The sequence below is a fragment of the Pseudarthrobacter sp. S9 genome (assembly GCF_050156545.1).
Classification (GTDB): Bacteria; Actinomycetota; Actinomycetes; order Actinomycetales; family Micrococcaceae; genus Arthrobacter.
On record NZ_CP189576.1, the window covers coordinates 1,998,236 to 2,019,449 of the forward strand.

Here is a 21,214-nt window from a genome sequence, read left to right on the forward strand (position 1 = left end):
CAAAATTTACACGATCGTCACATCGTTGAATTGAAGGATTGTTGAATTGAAGGATTGTTGAACAATCTGAATTTTTGGTGCATCCTTGAAGAAGCACTTCAATGAGACGAGGATCACAATATGGCAAGCATCGACCTGAACAGCGACGTCGGGGAGTCCTTCGGACGCTGGACGCTCGGCGATGACACAGCGATGTTCCGTTCTGTCACCAGCGCCAACGTGGCTTGCGGTTTCCACGCCGGCGACCCCAGCGTGATCCGCCGGACCTGCCGCGAGGCCGTGGCGGCGGGCATCGTGATCGGCGCCCACGTCGGCTACCGCGACCTCGCCGGATTCGGCCGCCGTTTCCTCGACATCGATCCGCTCGAATTGGCGGACGACGTCGTCTACCAGATCGGCGCGCTGCAGGCGCTGGCCGCAGCCGAAGGCGGCCGCGTCAGGTACGTCAAACCGCACGGCGGCCTCTACAACGCGATCGTCTCGCACACCGCCCAGGCGCGGGCCGTCGTCGACGCCGTGAAGTCGGTTGATCCGAATCTTCCCATCCTCGGGCTGCCGGGCTCGGAAGTGCTGCGCCTGGCTGAGGCCGCGGGACTCCGCGCCGTCACCGAGGCCTTCGCGGACCGTGCCTACAACCCGGACGGCACCCTTGTTTCCCGTTCGCTCCCCGGAGCCGTCCTGGAGGATCCGGCGCTCGTGGCCGAGCACGTCCTCCGGATGGCCGCCGATTCCGCCATCCGCACGATCGACGGCTCCATCCTGAAGATCCGGGCGGAGAGCATCTGCGTCCACGGCGACTCTCCGGGAGCAGTCGCCATGGCTGCCGCGGTGAGGGAGGCGCTCACCGCCGCCGGCATCACCACCGCCGCCTTCGTAAATCCGCACTCCGCCCAACTCTTCAATCCACCAAGCAGCACAGGCAGCACCCCGCACACCTGGAGGAAAAAACCATGACAGCACAGCACCCGGCATCACCGGACAAAGCCACCAGGAAGCTGCCGCCCGGCGCCCTGAAGGCCTACATCGCCAGCCTCACCGGCACCTCGCTGGAGTACTACGACTTCGCGATCTATTCCGTGGCCTCGGCCCTCGTCTTCCCCAAGATCTTCTTCCCGGGCAACGACGAGTTCGTCGGGCTCTTGCTCTCCTTCTCCGCGTTCGCGGTGGGCTACCTGGCCCGCCCCATCGGCGGCATCATCTTCGGCCGGCTCGGCGACATAATCGGCCGCAAGCAGGTCCTCGTTATCACGCTGCTGCTGATAGGCGTAGCCACCGTACTGATCGGTGCCCTCCCCGGCTACTCCGTGATCGGCGTCGCGGCGCCCGCCATCCTGGTGCTCCTGCGCCTGGCGCAGGGAATCGGCGTCGGCGGTGAATGGGGCGGTGCGGTGCTGCTCTCCAGCGAATTCGGCGATGCTAAGAAGCGCGGATTCTGGTCCTCGGCCGCGCAGATCGGCCCGCCGGCCGGCAACCTGATGGCCAACGGCGTGCTGGTCCTGCTCGCAGCAACCCTCAGTAATGAAGCCTTCCTCTCCTGGGGCTGGCGCGTGGCCTTCCTCGCCTCCGCGTTGCTGGTGGTCTTCGGCCTGATCATCCGGCTCAAACTGGAGGAAACCCCGGTCTTCAAGGCGATCAAGGCACACGGCGAACAGCCCAAGGCCCCCATCAAAGAGGTGTTCACCAAGGAACCCCGCGCCCTTGTGGCCGCCGCCCTCTCACGCGTTTGCCCCGACGTCCTCTACTCCCTGTTCACCGTCTTCGTGGCCGTTTACGCCACTAAGGAACTGGGTATGACCACCGGCAACGTGCTCAGCGCCATCCTCATCGGCTCGGCCTTCCAGCTGGTCCTGATCCCCGCCGCCGGCGCCCTCACGGACCGCTTCAACCGGCGCCTGGTGTACGGCATCGCCGCCGTCGGCACCGCGGTCTACATCCCGCTGTTCTTCCTCATGGTCCAGGGCAAGTCGGTGCTGCTGCTTATCGTCGGCGTCGTGATCGGCCTGGCATTCCACGCATTCATGTACGGGCCCCAGGCCGCCTACATCACCGAGCAGTTCCCGGCCCGGCTGCGCTACGCCGGCAGCTCGCTGGCCTACACCCTCGCCGGCGTGATCGGCGGCGCCGTGGCACCCTTGGTCTTCACCGCGCTTTACGCTGCCTCCGGCAGCTGGCTCCTCATCGCGGCCTACCTCCTTGTGGCCTCCGTGGTGACTGTGATCGGCCTGGCCCTCGGCCGGGATCCGCACACCGACGAGGAAGAGCGTCTCCTGCAGGAATCCCACGCCTGAGCGGCGCGGACCCTGTTGATTTGGCACCGGCGATGATTGAGGCAGCTATGGAATCCCAGGCAGTACACAAGGTCCGCTCCGTGCGGGCCGTGGGAACACGCGCGGTACTCGCCGAGCTGTCCGGGACCCAGGACGTGCTCGCCCTGCAGGCACTGCTCCTCGAAAACCCCCTGCGGGGCCAGCAGGACGTCCTGGCCGCGGCCGAGACGGTCCTGGTCAAGGCCGACTCCCCGGTGTCGGCCCGGCGCATCGCCGATCTCCTGCTTCAGCTTGACCTCGCGGCGCCCACCCGCCGGGACGGCGGCCTGGTGGTCATTGACACCGTGTACGACGGCGAGGACCTCGCCGAGGTGGGCCAGCTGACCGGCCTCGGAACGGACGGCGTGATCGCAGCCCATTCCGGCCAGATCTGGACCGTGGCCTTCGCCGGCTTCGCCCCCGGATTCGGCTACATGGTGGGGGAGAACCAGGCCCTGGAAGTCCCCCGCCGGAGCTCCCCGCGGACCGCCGTCCCCGCGGGCTCGGTAGCGCTGGCCGGGAACTACTCGGCCGTGTATCCGCGCAGCTCCCCCGGCGGCTGGCAGCTGATCGGCCGCACCAGCGCCAAGATGTGGGACCTGGACCGGGAGCAGCCCGCGCTGGCCAGCCCCGGGCACCGCGTGCAGTTCCGCGCCGTCCGGGATGCGGTGGCCCTGGCTCCAGAGCCGGCCGTCAGCGCGTCCGCACCAGAACCGGACGCCGGACAGGAAATCGCCTCCGGGCTGCGGATCGTTTCGCCTGGCCTCCACAGCCTCATCCAGGACCTCGGCCGGCACGGCCACTCCGCCCTCGGCGTCTCGGCCGCCGGGGCGCTGGACCGGGCCTCGCTGCGCCGGGCCAACCGCCTCGTGGGCAACGCCTCCTCCGCGGCCGCCATTGAGACCGTCGCCGGCGGGCTCAAAGTCCAGGCCGTGGGCGACCAGGTCCTGGCCGTCGCGGGGGCGCCGTCGGAACTGACCGTCGAGTCGCCGTCGGACGCTGAAGCGCCGCACCGGCGCACGGTCCCGATGGCCACCCCGTTCGCCCTGCTGGACGGGGAAATCCTGAGCATCGGTGCGCCGGAGGCCGGCTTCCGCAGCTACGTAGCCGTCCGCGGCGGCGTGGACGCCGCCCCGGTGCTGGGCAGCCGTTCCACCGACACCATGTCCGGCATCGGCCCGGCACCCCTGGCCGCCGGCCAGCTCTTCGCCGCCGGCGGCGAGGCCGAATCCGGCGTCGTCGGCAACCCTGAGCTCCAGCCGGACTTCCCGGGCACCGGCGTGACCGTGCTCGACGTCGTCCCCGGCCCGCGTGCCGACTGGTTCGATGACGAGGCCCTCGTCTCCCTCTGCAGCCAGGACTGGGAGGTGACGCCGCAGTCGAACCGGGTGGGCATGCGCCTGCAGGGAACCCCGCTGCATCGCAGCCGCACCGGCGAACTGCCCAGCGAGGGCACCGTTGCCGGGGCCATCCAGATGCCCCCGGAGGGCCTGCCCGTGCTCTTCCTGGCCGACCACCCCATCACCGGCGGCTACCCGGTGATCGCTGTGGTGGTCGACCACCAGCTCGACACCGCAGCCCAGGTCCCGATCGGCGGCAAGATCCGCTTCCGCCGGGCCGGATCTTCCCAACAGCCGCCCTCCGAACAAGTCACCTCCGAACAAGTCACCCCCGAACAAGTCACCCCCGAACGAAAAGCGAGTAACTGATGCGCAAGGTCCTGATCGCCAACCGTGGAGAAATCGCGGTCCGGATAGCCCGGGCCTGCGACGACGCGCAGCTGGGTTCCGTCGCCGTCTACGCAGACATCGACGCCGACGCGCTGCACGTCTCCGCCGCGGACGAGGCCTACGGACTGGGCGGCAACTCGCCCGCGGACACCTACCTGAACATCCCGAAGCTGCTCGCCGTGGCGGCCGAGTCCGGGGCCGACGCCATCCACCCCGGCTACGGTTTCCTCTCGGAAAACGCCGACTTCGCCCAGGCAGTCCTCGACGCCGGCCTCGTGTGGATCGGACCCACGCCGGACGCCATCCGCCTGCTCGGCAACAAGATCACCGCCCGCGAGGCGGCCGTCCGGGCCGGTGCGCCGCTCGTTGCGGGCAGCGACGGCCCCGTCGAGTCCGCCGCGGAGGCCCGCGCCTTCGCCGAACAGCATGGGCTTCCGATCGCCATCAAGGCAGCCTTCGGCGGCGGCGGGCGGGGAATGAAGGTGGTCCGGGCGATCGACGAGGTCGAGGAAGCCTTCGACTCCGCCGTCCGCGAGGCCGTCACCGCCTTCGGCCGCGGCGAATGCTTCGTTGAGCGCTACCTGGACCGTCCGCGCCATGTCGAGGCGCAGGTGCTGGCGGACGCGCACGGCAATGTCGTCGTCGTCGGAACCCGTGACTGCTCGCTGCAGCGCCGGCACCAGAAACTCGTGGAGGAGGCCCCCGCGCCGTTCCTCAGCGAGGACCAGACCCAGCAGCTTTACGACGCCGCGAAGGCGGTCTGCCGGGAAGCCGGCTACTCCGGCGCCGGCACGGTGGAATTCCTCGTGGCGGCCGACGGCACCGTGGCGTTCCTGGAGGTGAACACCCGCCTGCAGGTGGAGCACCCCATCACCGAGGAGACCACCGGAATCGACCTCGTGCAGGAACAGTTCCGCATCGCCGCGGGGGAGCCGCTGCGCATCACGGAGGACCCGGCACCGCGCGGGCATTCTTTCGAGTTCCGGCTTAACGCCGAGGACGTGGGACGCGGCTTCCTGCCTTCGCCCGGCACCATCGGCGACTTCACCGGCCCCACCGGCCCGGGCATCCGCCTCGACACCGGGGTCCGCTCCGGCTCGTTCGTCCCGCCGCAATTCGACTCGCTGCTGGCGAAGCTGATCGTCACCGGCGCGGACCGCCAGCAGGCGCTGCGCCGGGCACGCCGGGCCCTCGCCGAGCTCAGCATCACCGGGGTGGCCACGGTGATCCCATTCCACCGGGCCGTGCTTGAATCGCCCGACTTCACGTCCGAGGCCGGCCTGGGCATCCACACCCGCTGGATCGAAACCGACTTCGCGGACCGCATCCCGGCCGACCCCGGGTTCAGCACCACCCCGCCCGACGGCGAACGGCGCACCATCACCGTCGAAGTGGACGGCCGCCGGCTCGCCGTCGGACTCCCGGCGGAGCTCCTGGACGGCTGGGCCCGGTCCGGTCAGGCACTTCCGGGCGGGGTTTCCTTCGGTTCGGAGTCCGACGGCGGTTCGGCCGCGGGTGGCTCGGCCGGCGGCGCCGCTGACCCCGGCGAGCTCCGGGCCGACATGGCCGGCACCGTGGTGAAATGGCTCGTCGAGCCCGGCACCGAGGTTTCTGCGGGGGATCCCGTCGTCGTCCTCGAGGCGATGAAGATGGAGACCCAGGTTTCCGCCCACCGGGCTGGCACCGTGACGGATGTCCGCGCGGAAGCCGGCGGGGTGGTCGCTGCTGGAGCGGTGCTGGCGCTGATCGGCTAGGCGCTGGTGGCTCCCGGCCACCGGACATGCCCACCTCCGGTGCCCAGGGATGGACATAACCCCACTATGTCCATCCCTGGGGCGCGGCGCAGGGCATGTCCGCACCGGGCTTCGGGACATGTCCACCGCTGGGCCCCAGCAGAGAGCATGTCCCAGCCGGGGTGCCGGAACCGCTAGGTGGCTGGTGTCGAACGGGCGTTGCGCGGGGCGGGGCTGAGAGGGATACCGGCTGCGGAATAGTTGAACGCCGGCTTCTGGGTCGCTGATTTCCGGCGAGGGATCCCCATCATGGGCTGAGCGGCGGCGTCCAGGGCCGTCACAGGCGCCTTGGCGACGTCCATGTGTCCCCGTGGTCTGCCCCTGGGCCTCAGGCCGGGGCGACTACCCATCCTGAATGGGTGGTTTTGCTCAATCCCAGGACGCCGAGGCGTGCGAGGTTGGTCGCGGCTGCCAGGATGGAGAAATCTGCTGCGACCTTGTCCCGGCCGCGGACTCTGGCTCTTCGTCCGCCGTGTTTACGGCGCATCAGGTGCCCGATTTTGCGTTCGACCTTGGGACGGGTTGCCCGGTATTCGTCACGCCAGGCCGGGTCTTTCTGCGTGGTCCGGGCCCTGGCCAGCTCGGCCTCGTACGGGCTGATCGTGATGGTGCGCCCGGTCCTGGCACTGGTGCAAGCAGACGCCAGCGGACAGGTGGCACACGCCGTGCCGAAGGCGGCGGTGCCCCCACCGGCCTTGGCCGGGCGGATGGGCACCGATACCTCCGCCGGACAGGTCACCGTACCGGCGCCGGTATCGATGACGAACCGGTCCTTCGCGAAGCGCCCGCCCGCGGCCGCCGGCGGCTGGACCTTGACCATCACCGCGGCCCCTGCCGTCTCCAGCTCCCGCAGCAACGCCCCCGCCCCGTAGGCGGCGTCACCATAAACAGCCAACGGCCCGGGCCCGGCACCGGCGTCCTGTGTCCCGTTCACGGCACTATCTGCCTCCCGATCGATTACGTCGGTGGCTGGTCCGTCGGGGCGCGCAATACTGTCGCCTTCCGCCTCCCCGGCTCCGGCCTCCCCAGGCTGGGCCTCCCCGGCTCCGGCGTTCGGGGGTGCGGGCATGTTCAGATCGGAGGCGAGCAGATCCGCCGCCGGTGCCGCATCGCCGGTGTTGCCGGCGGTGACCTTCGTCGCGGTGATGATCTCGGTGTCCGGGTCGATGGCCAGGTGCCCCTTGTAGCCGTCGAAGCCGCGAGCCGCTGTCTTGTGCCCGTGGCGGGCCTGCGGATCGACGGTCGAGATCACCCGGTCCTTTGCGACCCGCCGGGCGATATGGAACACCCCGTCCTCGTGGCAGTCCAGGTCCTGGCCCACCACGGTGGCCAGCAGGGATGCGGCCTCGAGGACCGCCGTCCCCGGCTCGCGGCCTTCCAGCAGTGCCAGGGCCGCCATCGCGTCCCTGGCCAAAGCGTCCACCAGTCCCTTCCGGGCGGCGGCATCGTCGTAGTCACAGACCGGTTTGCCGGCCTGGGCGTAGTCGTCATCGCGGGTCAGTACGGCGCGGAGTTCGGCTTCCAGCCCTGGCTCGGCGGCTTTGAGCAGGCCCCGGATGCCCGAGCGCACCAGCGTCACGGTGTCCATGGTGGCCACCGCATCATAAAGCGGCGTCGAATCCAGCACCCGCTTGCGCCCCACCAGACCGGCGGCTTTGGCCGCTTCCAGCGTCACATCGAAGATCCGGTCCGGGCGCGTCGAGGCGGCCAGCCGTGCCCGCATGTCCACCAGCACCGTGTGCACGAATCCCGGGTAATCAAAGGCCAGCCCGCCGGCAGCGTATTTCCATCGTGCATCGAAGCAAAACCGGTCTACTGCCTCCCGGTCCGAGCATCCCTCGATGCGCTGCAGCACCATCACGACCGCCACGATCATAGGTGGCACGCTGCGCCGGCCCACGTCGGTGAACAGGTCCCCGAACAGCCCGTCCGGGAACAGGTTGAAGCACTCCCGATGAAGAACGGCGTAAATCGAGTCCTGCCCGATTCGTCCCTCACAAAAGGACACTGTCGTGCGCAGCAGATCACCCTGTGTAGGCGCCAAACCTAAAGTCATTGACCGCTCCGGGACTTGATGGTTCACTCCACCACCATTTTCCCAAAGTGATCACCGCAACCCGGTCAGCGCCACGCGAAAAACACCAGCCACCTAGGGGCGGACGAGGACTTTCAGTGCCTCGCGGTCGGCCATGGCCTGATACCCCGCGGGGACGTCTTCGAGGCTGACGCTGCGGTCCAAGACCTTGCCGGGCTGGATCCTGCCGTCGAGGATGTCGGGCATGAGTTCCTCGATGTACGGGCGGGGGCGACGACGCCGGTGAGCGTGATGTTGCGCATGACGGTCCCGAAGCCCATGGGCACGTCGGTGTACTGGGCCGCGCCGACCCGGCCGATGGTGCCGCCGTCGCGCACGACGGCGATCGCGGTGTCTATGGCCGCCTGCGTCCCGACGCACTCGAGCACCGTGTGGGTGCCGTCGCCGCCGGTCAGCTCACGGACCCGTTCTATGCCCTCGTCGCCGCGCTCTGCAATCACGTCGGTGGCGCCGAACTCGCGTCCGAGGTCCGTCCGGTCCTTGTGCCGCCCCATGAGCAGGATCCGCTCGACGCCGAGCCGCTTGGCGGCGAGCACCGCGGAGAGCCCGACGGCGCCGTCGCCGATCACCGTGACGGTGGTGCGCGGGTTCACCCCGGCCGTGACGGCGGCATGGTGGCCGGTGCAGAACACATCGGACAGCGTCAGCAGGGAGGGCAGCAGGGCCGAGTCCTCGCTGACCGGAAGCCTCACGAGCGTGCCCTGGGCCTGCGGCACGCGCACGGCCTCGCCCTGGCCGCCGTCGAGGGCGTGCCCCCAGCCTCCGCCATGACGGCACAAGGTCTGCAGCCTCTCACGGCAGAAGTCGCACGTGTTGTCCGCCCAGACGAACGGCGCGACCACGAGATCGCCGTGCTTCAGTCCGGACACTTCCGCGCCGAGTTCCTCCATGACGCCGAGGAACTCGTGGCCCATCCGCCGGCCGTTCCCCGAGGCCGCCAGCGACCCGTAGGGCCAGAGGTCGCTGCCGCAGATGCAGGAGAGCACCACGCGCACGACGGCGTCGGTGGGTTCCTTGATCGCCGCGTCCGGCACGTCCTCCACGCGCACGTCTCCGGCTCCGCACATCACTGTTGCTCGCATGAGCTTCCTTCATTCTGTCGATGCGGCGGCCAGCCGTGCCGGCTGACGCCACGTACCGGCCGTGGTTCCTTCACGTCAGTTCGGTCCGCTGGCTGGCAACCGTGCGTACTCAACGGCTGCGGGTTTCACGCACGAACCATGCACTATCCAGAAAACCGCGGACTGTTATTCCGCGGAAGGTCCTGTCGTTACGGGTACCGTCAGGGCCTCCCACCGGCGCTGGAAGGCTTCTAGGGTTGAACGTATGGACAACCGGAATGAGATTCGCGAGTTCCTGGCGACGCGTCGCGGCAGGGTAAGCCCTGCCCAGGCCGGGCTGCCTGCCTTCGGCGGCAACCGGCGCGTGCCCGGCCTCCGCCGGGAAGAGGCAGCTCTTCTCAGCGGAGTGAGCATCGACTATTACATCCGCCGGGAGCGGGGCAACCTGAGCGGTGTCTCCGAGGTCGTCCTGGAGCCACTCGCCCGGGCGCTGCAACTGGACGATGCCGAGCGGGCTCACCTGTTCGACCTCGCAGGGGCTGCGGGCACGCCTGCTCGGCCGCGGCACCGCCCGCCGCAGCAGATCCGGCCAACGGTACAGAGGGTTATCGACGCCATGACCGATTTGCCGGCCTATGTGCGCAACGGCCGCCGCGACATCCTCGGCGCCAACCGGCTCGGCTACGCGCTTTACTCGGAGCTGTATGCCGATCCGGTCCGGCCGGTGAACGTCGCCCGGTTCGTGTTCCTCAGCCCGGGCGCTCGTGACTTCTTCCTTGACTGGGACCGTGCCGCGAGCGATCTCGTGGCCAATCTGCGCACCGAAGCCGGCAGGAATCCGTATGACCGGGCCTTGTCGGACCTCGTCGGCGAGCTCTCAATGCGCAGCGAGGAGTTCCGCACCCGCTGGGCGGCGCACAACGTCCGCTACCACCACACCGGACTCAAGGACATCCATCACCCCGTGGTCGGCGACCTTCATCTGGCGTTCGAATCCATGGATCTCCCGGCCGACCCCGGGCTCTCCCTCGTTGTGTACAGCGCCGAGCCCGGATCCGCCGCCGAGGAGGCGCTGAGTCTGCTCGCGAGCTGGACCGCCACCTCCGACGGCGAGGCAGCACCCTTGCCAGCGGAGACACTTCGCACGGCGACAAACACAGCGGACGGAGCGACGTCTTGAGCGGCTCCGTGCCCAGCCGCGTCCTGGTCATCGGCGCCACCGGGCAGACCGGGCGCCTCGTCGTTGCCGCCGCAACCCGGCACGGACTGCACGTGCGGGCACTGGCCCGCAACGTCGAGCGTGCACGCAAGGTCCTGCCCGGCGTCGACATCGTCCAGGGCGACCTGGAAGACCCTGCAACCCTGACAGCGGCCGTCAATGGCATCGACGCGATCGTCTTCACCCACGGCGAGAACAGCGCCGGCCGATCCAACGCTTACCGACGCGTCGACTACGGCGGTGTGGCCAACACACTGCGCGTCCTGGGCCGACGGCCGGTGCGGATCGCCCTGATGACCTCGATCAACGTCACCCGTGCCGACAACGGCGCCTACCAGGACCTGCTCGACTGGAAGCGGCGGTCCGAGCGGCTGGTGCGGCTCAGCGATAACCCTTACACGATCGTGCGCCCGGGGTGGTTCGACATGACCGGCCCGAGGGACAACCGCCTGGTGCTCGAGCAGGGCTGTTCAACGCCGCCGTTCCCGACGACGCGGGCGGGCTCGACGGTGTGAGGGACACCGACACTCTGCCGCTGAGCGGGGAGCCTGGGCGCGTCTTGGAAGACCTGCCCCGTTCCGGGGCTGAAACCTCATATCAGAAGGAGAAAGACATGGAGATCCAAGCCAAACAGCCCAGCAACAAGGGACCCGCGTAGATGTTCGCCGGCGACGTGTGGTGCGACGTCATAGCGAAGGGCGAAGACCCTTCGCGGCTGCGCGTGAACATGGTCCGCTTCGCGCCCGGCGCCCACACCGCATGGCACAGGCACGCGAACGGCCAGACCCTGCATGTCACGGAAGGCCGGGGCCTTGTCCAGTCCCGAGACGGCGAAGTCATCGAAATCCGCCCCGGCGACACCATCCACACGCCGCCCGGCGAATGGCACTGGCACGGCGCCGCCCCGGACCACTTCATGAGCCACCTGGCCATGTGGGAAGCCCTGGGCGAGGGCCAGGATGGACCGGAAACGCAGTGGGGCGAGCACGTCACGGATAGGGAATACCACATTCGGTAGAGGATCGCGGTGCCCTTGCGGACCCAAGAAACCCATAAGTTCCTCGCCGTTGCCGCGCCACAAACCGCCTGAGAGGTGCATCGTGCTTGGACTTGAACTGGTCGTGGTCCTGGGTGTGGCGGTGCTGGTGTGCAACGTCGTCGCGCGCCGCTTCGGTTGCCGCACCGGTGCTGCTGCTCGCCAGCGGTGCGCTGCTGGGGTTCATCCCGACGTTGCGCCAGGCGCACCTGCCGCCCGAGGTGGTGCTGCTGCTCTTCCTTCCGGCGTTGCTGTATTGGGAGAGCCTGACGACTTCCCTGCGGGAGATTTGGAACAACCTACGCGGCATCGTACTGATGAGCACCGCCCTGGTGATCGCCACCGCGGCAGCGGTGGCCCTCTCCTGTTCCGCCGGCAAGGAAGACCCCGTCAGGGCATCGCCGAAACTGGACGCGTTCAAACCCCTTATCGACGAACGGCAAGGGCCGCCGACGGGCCGAAAACGAACGCTCGACCCTGTTCCGCTCGCACTACGGGTTCGATGCGTCTACTGCCAGCCCGGCATTGCCGGCGCCCATGAAAAGGGCGGGGTCGAAGGCGACGTCGGCCCCTTCCGACGCAATCGGCTCTCACCGATGCTATTCACGAACTCGCGGCATAATCTCGTGTCCACAAAAGCGGGAACAGTCCAACCATAGTTAGTTTACGTACGAGCTTCCGGTGGGGTGAGTGGTTGGGTTCAGCCGGGGGTGGACGCTTTGCCGGTCTGCGCGCTCTTGCGGTCCGGGTTACGGTGCGTGTGTTTGTATCCAGTTGGGTATGTCGTGGGCGGGGAGCGGCACGCACCAGAGGTAGCCCTGGGCGTGGGGGACGCCGAGGCGGCCCAGTTCGTCCAGTTGTGCCGGCGTTTCGACGCCTTCGGCGATGACGTCAAGGTTCAGGACGCGGGCCATGCCGAGGACGAGCTGGATGATGGAGGCGCTGCTGGGGTCCTTATAGCCGAGTTCGGCGACGAAGGACCTGTCGATTTTCAGGGTGTGGGCGGACAACCATCGCAGGTAGCTCAGGGAGGAGTATCCGGTGCCGAAGTCGTCGATGGCCAGGCGGACACCGCAGGCGCGCAGGCCCTGGAGGGTGATGGTGGCCTGTTCGTCTTGGCTCATGAGAACGGATTCGGTGATTTCCAGGGTGACCGCGTCCGGGTTAATGGCGGTGGCCCGGAGGGCGTCCCTGACGGTGTGGATGAACCCCAGATCCTGGAGTTGGCAGACGGAGACGTTGACGGAGATGGTGAGATCCTCGGCGCCGGGCAGGGCATCGCGCCATTGCTGGGTCTGCAGAAGGGCCTGGTTGAGTACCCAGCGGCCGATGGGGACGATCATGCCGTTGTCTTCGGCGAGGCTGATGAAGTTGCTGGGTGCGAGGAGGCCGTGTTTGGGGTGTTCCCACCGCAGGAGTGCTTCGAAGCCGACCGGCGTGCCGGTTTTGAGGTCGATGACGGGTTGGTAGTGGAGTCTGAACTCGTTCCGGCCCAGGGCGAGCCGGAGGTCGGATTCGAGGTTGAGCCGGTCGGTGGCGGTGGCCTGGGTGCGGGCGTCGCGCACTGCGATGCGGTCGCCGCCGGCGTTTTTGGCCTGGTACATGGCCATGTCGGCTGCGTCGAGCACGGTCTCCGCTGTGTCCCCCGGGCTGGCGGGGGCGATGCCGATGCTGATGTTCAGGAAAATCCGGCGGCCGCCCAGGAGGAAGGCCTCTTTGACGGCCTCCCGGAGACGTTCGGCCACCGCCTGGGCTTCTCTTGCGCGAAGGTTTTTGCAGATCACCACGAATTCGTCGCCGCCGAACCGGCCGACGGTGTCGCCCGGCCGGATGGCGGGGCGGAGTCTGGCCGCGAGTTGAATGAGGATGGCGTCTCCGGCGGCGTGGCCGATGGCGTCGTTGACGGTTTTGAACCGGTCAACGTCGAGGAAGAACACCACAACCTTGGGTGCTTTGCGGCCCAGGAGGTCATGCAGGATGGCGTTGATAAGGATTCTGTTGGGCAGCCCGGTCAGGGCGTCATGAGAGGCCTGATGGGTCAGGACCGCTTCGGCGAGTTTGCGGGCCGTGATGTCCAGGGCCGTGATGAGCACCCTGGTGGGGACGCCGCCGGTGTCGGTGACTCTGACGTTGGCGTGAATCCAGCGGATGTCACCGGAGGGCTGAATGATCCGCACTTCTCGCTCGAGGTGCCCGGAGCCGGCCCGATCCAGGGTGTGCCAGTCTGTCCTGACGCCGTCGCGGTCCTGGGCGTGCGTTTTTGCCAGCAGCATGGCGCCTGAGATTTTTTCCCCGGTCGTGAGGTCCAGGAGGCGGCCGAATTCCTCCGAGTGCCACCACTGGCCGGAGGAGACGTCGTATTCGGCGCTTCCCACGTGGGCCATTTCCTGAGCCTCGATGAGCCGTTCGCGTTCCTTTCCGGCCTCGTCCTGCAGCTGCTCAACCGCCGTGATGTCCCGGGCGATGGTGGAACCGCCGATAAGCATTCCTTCGGCATCGAACACCGGTGAAAGCGTCAGTAGCACCTCGGCGAGCCGTCCGTCGTTGCGCCGCCAGCGGGTCCGGACTGCGGTGGCGGGTCTCCCGGCCCGGAGATGTGTGAGGATCTCCGGATGGAAGACAGATCCGTGCTTGGTTGTGAGCAGGTCATAGTTCCGGCCGATTGCTTCGGCAGGGGTGAAGCCGAACATTTCGGTGGCGCCGGCATTCCAGGCGGTGATCATGCCGCCCAGATCGCTGGTGATCTGGGCCTCGTGGACCGTCGGGTCAGGAGGGCGCATGGGCGGTACCTGTTTCAGGGTCTGGCTTCTTCAGGTCCGGGGCTTGACAGCGGCGGTTTGGCATGTCGGCCGGCGCCTGACGGGCCGGCGGACTTGGCCGTGCGGGTGAGGGCGATGGCCTGCGGGCACGCCGCAGGAACGGGTCACGGAAATCCCAGCTCGGGGCCACCGAGGCGGGCGAACGGCCCGAGGAAATCACCAAGGCGACGGCATCGGCCTTGAACTCATCGGAATAGGATTGGTCGAGCAGACAAGAGCACAATCCTTCAAAACTCGGTCTCACATCAGTAGTACAGCTCAGTCAGGGATTGGGAAACCAACGGTGGGAGGTGCCAGCTGGTCCAGTCCTGGGGCCGGGTGGTGGGCCGGCCCAGGAAGTAGCCCTGTCCGGCGGTCATGCCGAGACCGGTCACCGTGGCGAGTTCTGCACTGGTTTCGATGCCTTCGGCGACGAGTGCCGCGCCGATCTGTTCGGCGAGGCCGGCCATGGCTTCGCCGAGGGCGTGGCGGAGGGTGTCCGAGTCAATTCCGGAGATGACATTGCGGTCCAGTTTGATGATGTCGGGTCTGAGGTGGCTGATGTGGCGGATCGAGCCGAAATACGAGCCGGCATGGTCAATGGCCAGGCGGACCCCCTGCTGGCGTAAGGGCGCCAAGGCCCGCAGGAGCGCGTCGGGCTGGTCCAAGGTCAGGGCCTCGGTGAGTTCAAGCACCGTGCGGCCGGGGGACAGGGTCGAGCGCTCCAGAAGGCCGGGCAGAAGTGGATCCAGGCACGTGGCCGGGGACAGTTTCAGCGCGACATACACGTGTGCCGGGAGCTGCCGGGCTGCGGCGAGGGCCGACTCCAGAGCCGCGAATTCCAGATCGCTTCCCAAACTCGCTTGCCCTGCTGCGGCGAACCAGTAATCCGCGGTGTCGGCCCCGTCTGTGATGAACCGGGTCAACGCTTCGGCGCCGATGACGGCGCCGGTGGAAAGTCCGTGGATCGGCTGGAACGCGGTCAGCAGCATCCGTCCTGCGAGAACCGCCTCGATCCGCGACCGGACGCTCTCCGGTCCGGGGGCCGGCATTCCGACCGGCGGTTGCTCCTCAGACGCTGCCGCGGTCGGCAGGCCGGGGTCGGAGGCAGGAAATCTGTTCGGGGACCTGAGGGAGATCAGGTGTTCCAGCAGCGCCCTTTCCGGGTGCCCGGGATGGGCGGAAATGTGTTTTCGCAGGTTTTCCCGGGCCCCTGCCTGCCCTGGCGCAGGGTCGGAGAGGACCGCCTCGATGATGGCGGAAACCTGGCGGTGGAGCCCCAACGCATCACCGCCACGGGCTGTGCCGGACGACGGGTCTGCAGGATCGTGACCGTCGGTGCATCCTGGAAAGAACGATGGCTCCATCGACATGGACTATTCCTTTGCTTTCCGTGTTCCGGCTGAGTCCGGAACCGGTCCCCGTTCTCCTGCCTCGTGGCCTGGGGCGTCGCGGTGCAGGAGAGCAAAACACCGTGAAGGCACTGTACAACAGGACCGACCGGTCTGATTCGGGGCGCGTTGACTCATCAAAGATGCCCGCGTAGCCGTATTCGAAGAATCATTTGAGAATGCCCGCGTAGCGGCGTGTCCGCCGGGCCGGTGTCCGCCGCTTCGGCATTGTGAGCCATGGAGCTTTCGATGAGTGAACGCAGGGCTGTCACGAAGACCATCGCAACCCGCTACGTCCGTTCGGGCCGGGCGGCGAAGAAGCAGGTTCTGGATGAGCTGTGCGCGACGACGGGCTGGCACCGCGACCATGCCCGCAAGGCGCTGCGGATGGCACTGGTGCTGAAGGTTGCCCGGCCCAGGGCGCCCCGGCCGCCGCTCTACGGGGAGCAAGTGATCGAGGCTCTGCGGTTCTGCTGGGCGGTCCAGGGCACCCCGTGCGGGCGGCTGCTCGCGGCCGCGCTGCCGGATCTGGTGCCGCGCCTGCGACGGTTCAAGGAACTTCAGATTGATGCCGGCACGGCCGCACTGCTGCTGCGGATCGCGCCGGCGACGATTGACCGCCGGCTCCGGGCGGACCGGGTGAAACTGGATCCGCGGGGCCGGTCCCATACCAAGCCCGGTACGTTGCTGAAGGACTCCATCCAGATGCGGACCTGGGCTGAATGGGATGACGCGGTGCCCGGTTTCGTCGAGATTGATCTGGTCGGCCACGAGGGCGGGAACAGTGCCGGTGAGTTCTGTTTCACCCTTGATATCACTGACATCGCGACCGGCTGGACCGAAACCCGGTCCGTGAAGAACAAGGCGCAGAAATGGGTCTTCGAAGCCATCAGGGACGCCACCGCGGCGTTTCCCTTTCCGATCCTGGGCATCGACTCGGACAACGGCTCGGAGTTCATTAATTGGGAGCTGTTCCGGTGGTGCGAGCAGGAGAAACTGACGTTCACGCGGTCCCGGTCCGGGAACAAGAATGACGGGGGCGCACGTGGAGCAGAAGAACTGGCACATCGTGCGCCAGACGGTCGGCTACCACCGGTACGACACTGCCCGCGAGCTGGAGCTGCTGAACCGGATCTGGGACCTGCAGAGACTGCTCACCAACCATTTCGGACCCCAGCAGAAACTCGTCGCGAAGGTCCGCACCGGCGCGAAGATCAGCAAGAAATACGACCTTCCCGCGACCCCGTTCCAGCGCGTCCTGGCAGACACCGGCACCGTCGCCCGGGATGTGAAGGCCCGGTTGAAGCGGGAGAACAAACCCTTGAACCCGGCCGCGATCCAGCGTCAGGTCCAGGCCCTTTCCGCAGAGCTCCTGACCCTGACCACCGCCAAACAGGCCGCCAAACCCCGGCCGGCTACCCGGGCAAAATCAGATGATTCCACGAACCAGCCCAGGCGGGCATCTTGACATGATTCCTCGGGGGGGTCCCGCTTGTTCCCCCTGTCGGCTTCGGACCAAAGAAGGCCCCGTGGCGGACTCACCCGGATCACAGCGCCGGAAGGGCAATGACGAGGACCATTCCGGTAACTTCGCCCGTTTGTCAGGAATCGTTGGACTTTTTGGAAAGTGATCCGGCTGACGTCGTTGGTGAGCACCAGCCATTCATCCTTGTGGGAATATGACAAGGGGTCCTTAAGGAACATCCTCGTCCAGCTGCGGTATTCGGCTATTGGGCCGATACGGCCTTCAGCAGATTCGACGATCCCGGCGGGATCAGCGGTGATGACATCTGCGGAAATGGACGCAGGGACGTCGACAACGACGCATGGCATCCGAACGACCATGGTCATCGAACCGTTGAAGCGGCTAAAGCTCACTTGAAGAGGTGTGGACGTCTCCCAGGACAGGTCCTGGCCCAGGGCGCTGCCTGAAGTTGAGGCATGGGAGCGAACCGTGTCAACACTCTTAAACAATTGAGACCCGTGGCGGACTAATCAGGTGGCGTTCGCTCTTGTCCAGGATGATTTCGCTGTCGCAAGACCGCCCACAAAAACGTCCAGACCCTCGAACGTGACATCCGCGCCTGGGGCCAAGAACTGGGCCCCAAACCATTGATCTGGACCAAAACCGCCGACGACATCCTCGCCAGCATGGCCAGACTAATGACGCGAATTTCAGGCGCAGGACGCTAGCCTGCCGCGGCCGCGGGGCCGCCGGCCGTGCGACCAATACGTTGTTTCGCGGTGTTGCTCCCGGGACCGACGGGTACATGCCTCGTGGCCTTGGCCAGGCCGAAGAGAGGCATGCCGTTGTATACAACCTCAATCCCGCTGGCGGGCACCTCGTACGTCTCGTGCCAAACGCCCACGTCCCCGCGTCCTGCAAGCTCCTTCATGAAACGCCGCCAGGGCTCCAGATGGGGAGACTCCCTGTCGGCAGCGAATTTTCGAAGATGCTCAGGGCTCTCCCAGTAGCTAAGGAGGACGGTCGTGCGCCCGAACCACTGCTCGCAACCCAGCATCCCCGACGTCGGAGTATTGGCAAGATGCCGGAGCATCCTGGGCATCTCCGAAGCTACGCTGAAGACGGTCCCGACCTTCCACCATCGGTTGGCACGCATGCCGATCAGAAATACCGTCAATGATTCGCGCTCGGGATCGGCGGTAAAGCGTCCGGGGAAAACTTCCTGCGCCATGACAGCTCCTATTGGAAGATGATGTTTCATAACATTGTTACGAAACAAGGTTATGAAACAATGAAGCACATGGCAAGACCCATCGTGCATAACGAGTCACTGAGACAGGAACTATTGGCCGTAACCGCAGAGCTCGTTGACCGTGAAGGACCTGCGCGGGTCACCCTGAGGGATGTCGCAGCCGCTGCGCAAACTTCGACCACGGCCGTTTACTCGCTCTTCGGGGGAAAGTCACAGCTGCTTACCGCGGTCGTGGATGATGGGTTTCGCTCGTTTCACGACTCCCAACTGGCCGCGGCGGCCGGCGGGCTGCATGCATTGGGCGTGGCCTACAGGGCATGGGCAATGGAGCACCAGGCCCTCTATCGGCTGATGTTCGGCGGCGCCCTGGCGGCGTATGTGGAGTGCCGGCCGAGCCCTGACGCGGCGGCAGCGACCATGACCCCACTGATCGAGGCCGTGGCTTCAGCCCAAGCCGCAGGCGCCATGCGGGACGCCAGCGTGGACACGGTGGCCTCAGCCATCTGGGGCCAGGTCCACGGGCTCGTGAGCCTGGAACTGGCGCAGGTCGGTCCACCCGAAACCAACTGGGGATCCGTTTACTCCTCGGCGCTGGACGCTATTGCCCGCGGCTGGGCTGCCTGACATGTCCCCTGCCGCCATCGCCTGACGCGCAGGCTGCTGTGCCTTTCTGCCTTTCGAGAGACCGATCAGAACCAGGTGGGGGTGCGCGGCACGTAGGGCTCTTCCAGCGATTGAACTTCGTCGTCGGTGAGCTGGATGTCGAGCGCGGCCACGGCGTCGGCGAGGTGGTGACGTTTGGTTGCGCCGACGATCGGGGCGCTGACGACGGGGTGCTTGAGCACCCAGGCCATCGCGACCTGGGCCATGGAAACTCCCCCGCGCTTCACCAATCCGCTGCACGGCGTCGACAATCTGCTTGTCGCTATCGAGCCAGAGCGGACGGCCGAAGCTGTCGACGCCGGAATCCTGACCCGAACGGGCCGTGCCCTGCTCACCCCACGGGCGCGTGACCTTGCCACCGCAGAGGGGGCTCCACGGGATGCTCCCGACGCCCTGATCCTCGAGCAGGCCGAACATCTCACGTTCTTCCTCACGCTGAATCAGGCTGTACTGGTCCTGCATCGAGATGAACTTCGTCCACCCGTTGCGCTCGGCCACGAGCTGCATTTTCGCGAATCGCCAGGCCCACATCGATGAGGCACCGACGTAGCGGACCTTGCCGGCCTTGACGACGTCGTGCAGGGCCTCCATTGTCTCCTCCACCGGTGTCTGGGGGTCGAAGCGGTGGATCTGGAGCAGATCGATGTACTCGGTGTCGAGGCGGCGCAGGGACGCATCGACCTGTTCGAGGACCGATTTGCGGGAGAGGCCCGAGCCGCCGGAACCGCCGTGCATGGGCCAGAAGAGTTTCGTGGCCAGGGCGATGCGGCTGATCTTCAGCCCTGAGGTGCCGAGGCGTGTGTATTCCAAGGGGATGTCCTATCGAGGGTGTGTTGTCCGTGGTCTTACTTGACCGGGGCGGAGACGGCCGGCTTGTGGGCTCCGGTTCTCGCGGCGCGGCGGGTGGCGCGCTCGGTCGGGACGATCAGGACCAGCACGGCGACCAGAGCGGCGGCAAGCATGACGGATCCGCCGGTGTACGCGATCGCGACGCTGCCGGCTAGCGAGCCGGCACCGGCCGAGAGGGCGACGAGGACGCCGACTCCAACGGCACTGCCGAGCTGGTGCGAAGTGTTGACCAGTCCGGAGGCGGCTCCGGCGTCGTTTGCGGTGACGCCCGCGATCCCGGCGGCCCTGAGGGGCGCGAATCCGAGGCCCTGGCCGATGTCGATGAGGACCATGGGCAGCGCGACGCCGGTGACGTAGGGGGTATGGGCGGTTATCTGGCTGAGCCACGCCATGCCGGCGAGTGTCATAGCGAGCCCGGCGGCGAGCAGGGCTGCGTTGCCGAACCGGTGAGTCAGCCGCGGGACGGCCAGGGCGACAAAGAAGTTGACCACGGTCATCGGGAAGAACGCGACGCCGGCCTGCAGTGGGTTGTAGTGGTAGACGCCCTGAAGGAACTGGGTGGTGAAGAAGAAGAAGCCGATCATGGTGCCGGCAAAGAGGGGGCGGGCAAGGTAGGCGCCGGACCGCTCCCGGTTCGCGAAGAGGTGCAACGGCATGATGGGCTGCTTCACCCGCCATTCGTTGACCACGAGCAGGGCGAGCAGCACCGCGGCCGTGACCAGCGCGGCGATCGTTGCGGGCGCCGCCCAGCCGGCGTCGACGGAGTTGACGATGCCGAACACGAGGGCCCCCATGCCCAGGGTCGATGCCACGGCGCCGACGAGGTCGAACCGGCCTGAGGCGCGCGGGGATTCCGGGATGAACTTGACCGCGGCGCCATGGCGATACCGATCGGCACGTTGATGTAGAAGCCGGCGCGCCAGGTACCCATTCGGCCAGGCACCGCCGACCACCAGGCCCAGGCTGGCGCCGATGCCGGCGACCGCGCCATAGGACGCGACCGCCCGGGTGCGTTCCCGGCCTGCGGGGAAGGTCGCCGTCAGCAGGGACAGAGCGGAGGGCGCGACGACGGCGGCGCCGATTCCCTGGAGCGCCCGGGCCGCGATCAGCCACCATCCGGTCGGCGCCGCGCCGACCAGGAGAGAGGCGAGTGCGAAGACTGCGAGGCCGGCGATAAAAACCCGGCGCCGGCCGAGGATGTCACCCAGCCGTGCGCCCCGGAGCAGCAGTCCCCCGAACACCAGCGTGTTGGCGTTCTGCACCCAGGACAAGCCCGTGGCCGAAAGGTCCATCGCCGCCTGGATCCTGGGCAGGCCGGTGAAGATGATCGAGTTGTCCAGGATGATCATGAAGTAACTGACGAGGATGATCGCCAGGATCGCCGTCGTGTGGACCTGGTTGGCGGAAGTCGAAGTAGCGGTTGCCGCGCACGAGGTATCGCAAGGCAATTGGCCCGTCGCGGCGAACTGCCACTGAGCCCCAGTTTAAATATGCGCCGTTATTGGGGTTTGATCGAGGGCTTGAAACCCAGGCGATGCCTCACGCCGCAATGCCGG

The 21,214-nt window shown here is 67.1% G+C and carries 16 protein-coding genes and 4 pseudogenes; 11 read left to right on the forward strand and 9 right to left on the reverse strand.

Features of this window, described 5'->3' with window-relative positions; genetic code table 11:
- Positions 1-120: 120 nt before the first annotated feature.
- Genes ACQCSY_RS09475 through ACQCSY_RS09490 form a run of 4 tightly spaced genes read left to right on the forward strand, consistent with a single transcriptional unit; the run spans position 121 to position 5,790 of the window.
- Entirely contained in the window at positions 121-954 is an 834-nt protein-coding gene (locus ACQCSY_RS09475; protein ID WP_427135133.1) for a LamB/YcsF family protein, read from the forward strand.
- Positions 951-2,288, forward strand: a complete 1,338-nt coding sequence (locus ACQCSY_RS09480) for an MFS transporter (RefSeq protein ID WP_427135134.1) — start codon at positions 951-953, stop codon at positions 2,286-2,288. The genes ACQCSY_RS09475 and ACQCSY_RS09480 overlap by 4 nt, the downstream gene beginning before the upstream one ends.
- Positions 2,289-2,320: 32 nt before the next feature.
- On the forward strand, positions 2,321-4,015 hold the full coding sequence (locus tag ACQCSY_RS09485; protein WP_427135136.1) for a 5-oxoprolinase/urea amidolyase family protein: 1,695 nt from the start codon (positions 2,321-2,323) through the stop codon (positions 4,013-4,015).
- On the forward strand, positions 4,015-5,790 hold the full coding sequence (locus tag ACQCSY_RS09490; protein ID WP_427135138.1) for a biotin carboxylase N-terminal domain-containing protein: 1,776 nt from the start codon (positions 4,015-4,017) through the stop codon (positions 5,788-5,790). The genes ACQCSY_RS09485 and ACQCSY_RS09490 overlap by 1 nt, the downstream gene beginning before the upstream one ends.
- A gap of 173 nt (positions 5,791-5,963) precedes the next feature.
- Here the strand turns inward: ACQCSY_RS09490 and ACQCSY_RS09495 are convergent, their stop codons facing one another.
- From ACQCSY_RS09495 to ACQCSY_RS09505, 3 genes and pseudogenes are all read right to left on the reverse strand, one after another.
- Entirely contained in the window at positions 5,964-6,131 is a 168-nt protein-coding gene (locus ACQCSY_RS09495) for a hypothetical protein (protein WP_427129472.1), read from the reverse strand.
- A gap of 26 nt (positions 6,132-6,157) precedes the next feature.
- Positions 6,158-7,885, reverse strand: coding sequence for a transposase (locus tag ACQCSY_RS09500; RefSeq protein WP_427129474.1), 1,728 nt, complete (start codon positions 7,883-7,885; stop codon positions 6,158-6,160).
- Between the two features lie 93 nt (positions 7,886-7,978).
- Positions 7,979-9,006, reverse strand: a pseudogene (locus tag ACQCSY_RS09505) (zinc-binding dehydrogenase).
- Between the two features lie 244 nt (positions 9,007-9,250).
- Here ACQCSY_RS09505 and ACQCSY_RS09510 point away from each other — a divergent pair.
- The 5 genes and pseudogenes from ACQCSY_RS09510 to ACQCSY_RS09530 all read left to right on the forward strand — a co-directional run.
- Positions 9,251-10,165, forward strand: coding sequence for a helix-turn-helix transcriptional regulator (locus tag ACQCSY_RS09510; protein WP_427135140.1), 915 nt, complete (start codon positions 9,251-9,253; stop codon positions 10,163-10,165).
- Positions 10,162-10,719, forward strand: coding sequence for an NAD(P)H-binding protein (locus ACQCSY_RS09515; RefSeq protein ID WP_427135142.1), 558 nt, complete (start codon positions 10,162-10,164; stop codon positions 10,717-10,719). Before ACQCSY_RS09510 ends, ACQCSY_RS09515 begins: the two co-directional genes overlap by 4 nt.
- 143 nt (positions 10,720-10,862) lie before the next feature.
- A complete protein-coding gene (locus ACQCSY_RS09520) occupies positions 10,863-11,222 on the forward strand; it encodes a (R)-mandelonitrile lyase (RefSeq protein ID WP_427135144.1) in 360 nt (119 codons plus the stop codon).
- 167 nt (positions 11,223-11,389) lie between these two features.
- Positions 11,390-11,554: pseudogene (locus ACQCSY_RS09525) on the forward strand (Na+/H+ antiporter); the annotation flags it as partial.
- 121 nt (positions 11,555-11,675) lie between these two features.
- Positions 11,676-11,854: pseudogene (locus ACQCSY_RS09530) on the forward strand (IS21 family transposase); the annotation flags it as partial.
- A 135-nt stretch (positions 11,855-11,989) separates the two neighbouring features.
- Here ACQCSY_RS09530 and ACQCSY_RS09535 read toward each other — a convergent pair.
- Together ACQCSY_RS09535 and ACQCSY_RS09540 are read right to left on the reverse strand one after the other, a co-directional pair.
- Positions 11,990-14,020: a putative bifunctional diguanylate cyclase/phosphodiesterase gene (locus tag ACQCSY_RS09535; RefSeq protein ID WP_427135146.1), complete on the reverse strand. Its 2,031-nt coding sequence runs from the start codon at positions 14,018-14,020 to the stop codon at positions 11,990-11,992.
- Between the two features lie 284 nt (positions 14,021-14,304).
- A complete protein-coding gene (locus ACQCSY_RS09540) occupies positions 14,305-15,411 on the reverse strand; it encodes an EAL domain-containing protein (RefSeq protein WP_427135147.1) in 1,107 nt (368 codons plus the stop codon).
- Positions 15,412-16,459: 1,048 nt separating this feature from the next.
- Between ACQCSY_RS09540 and ACQCSY_RS09545 the strand changes: the two genes are divergently transcribed.
- Entirely contained in the window at positions 16,460-16,897 is a 438-nt protein-coding gene (locus ACQCSY_RS09545) for a hypothetical protein (protein WP_427135148.1), read from the forward strand.
- Positions 16,898-17,618: 721 nt separating this feature from the next.
- Here the strand turns inward: ACQCSY_RS09545 and ACQCSY_RS09550 are convergent.
- Positions 17,619-18,125 carry a DUF4188 domain-containing protein gene (locus tag ACQCSY_RS09550; protein ID WP_427135150.1) on the reverse strand — a complete coding sequence of 169 codons (507 nt, stop codon included), beginning with the start codon at positions 18,123-18,125 and terminating at the stop codon, positions 17,619-17,621.
- A gap of 114 nt (positions 18,126-18,239) precedes the next feature.
- Here ACQCSY_RS09550 and ACQCSY_RS09555 point away from each other — a divergent pair, with 114 nt between their 5' ends.
- On the forward strand, positions 18,240-18,770 hold the full coding sequence (locus tag ACQCSY_RS09555) for a TetR-like C-terminal domain-containing protein (protein ID WP_427135151.1): 531 nt from the start codon (positions 18,240-18,242) through the stop codon (positions 18,768-18,770).
- Positions 18,771-18,835: 65 nt separating this feature from the next.
- Here ACQCSY_RS09555 and ACQCSY_RS09560 read toward each other — a convergent pair whose 3' ends face one another.
- The 3 genes and pseudogenes from ACQCSY_RS09560 to ACQCSY_RS09570 all read right to left on the reverse strand — a co-directional run bounded on the left by ACQCSY_RS09560 (position 18,836) and on the right by ACQCSY_RS09570 (position 21,106).
- Positions 18,836-18,991 carry an aldo/keto reductase gene (locus ACQCSY_RS09560; RefSeq protein WP_427135153.1) on the reverse strand — a complete coding sequence of 52 codons (156 nt, stop codon included), beginning with the start codon at positions 18,989-18,991 and terminating at the stop codon, positions 18,836-18,838.
- 217 nt (positions 18,992-19,208) lie between these two features.
- Positions 19,209-19,544: pseudogene (locus ACQCSY_RS09565) on the reverse strand (aldo/keto reductase); the annotation flags it as partial.
- A gap of 110 nt (positions 19,545-19,654) precedes the next feature.
- Positions 19,655-21,106 carry an MFS transporter gene (locus tag ACQCSY_RS09570; protein ID WP_427135155.1) on the reverse strand — a complete coding sequence of 484 codons (1,452 nt, stop codon included), beginning with the start codon at positions 21,104-21,106 and terminating at the stop codon, positions 19,655-19,657.
- Between the last annotated feature and the right edge of the window lie 108 nt (positions 21,107-21,214).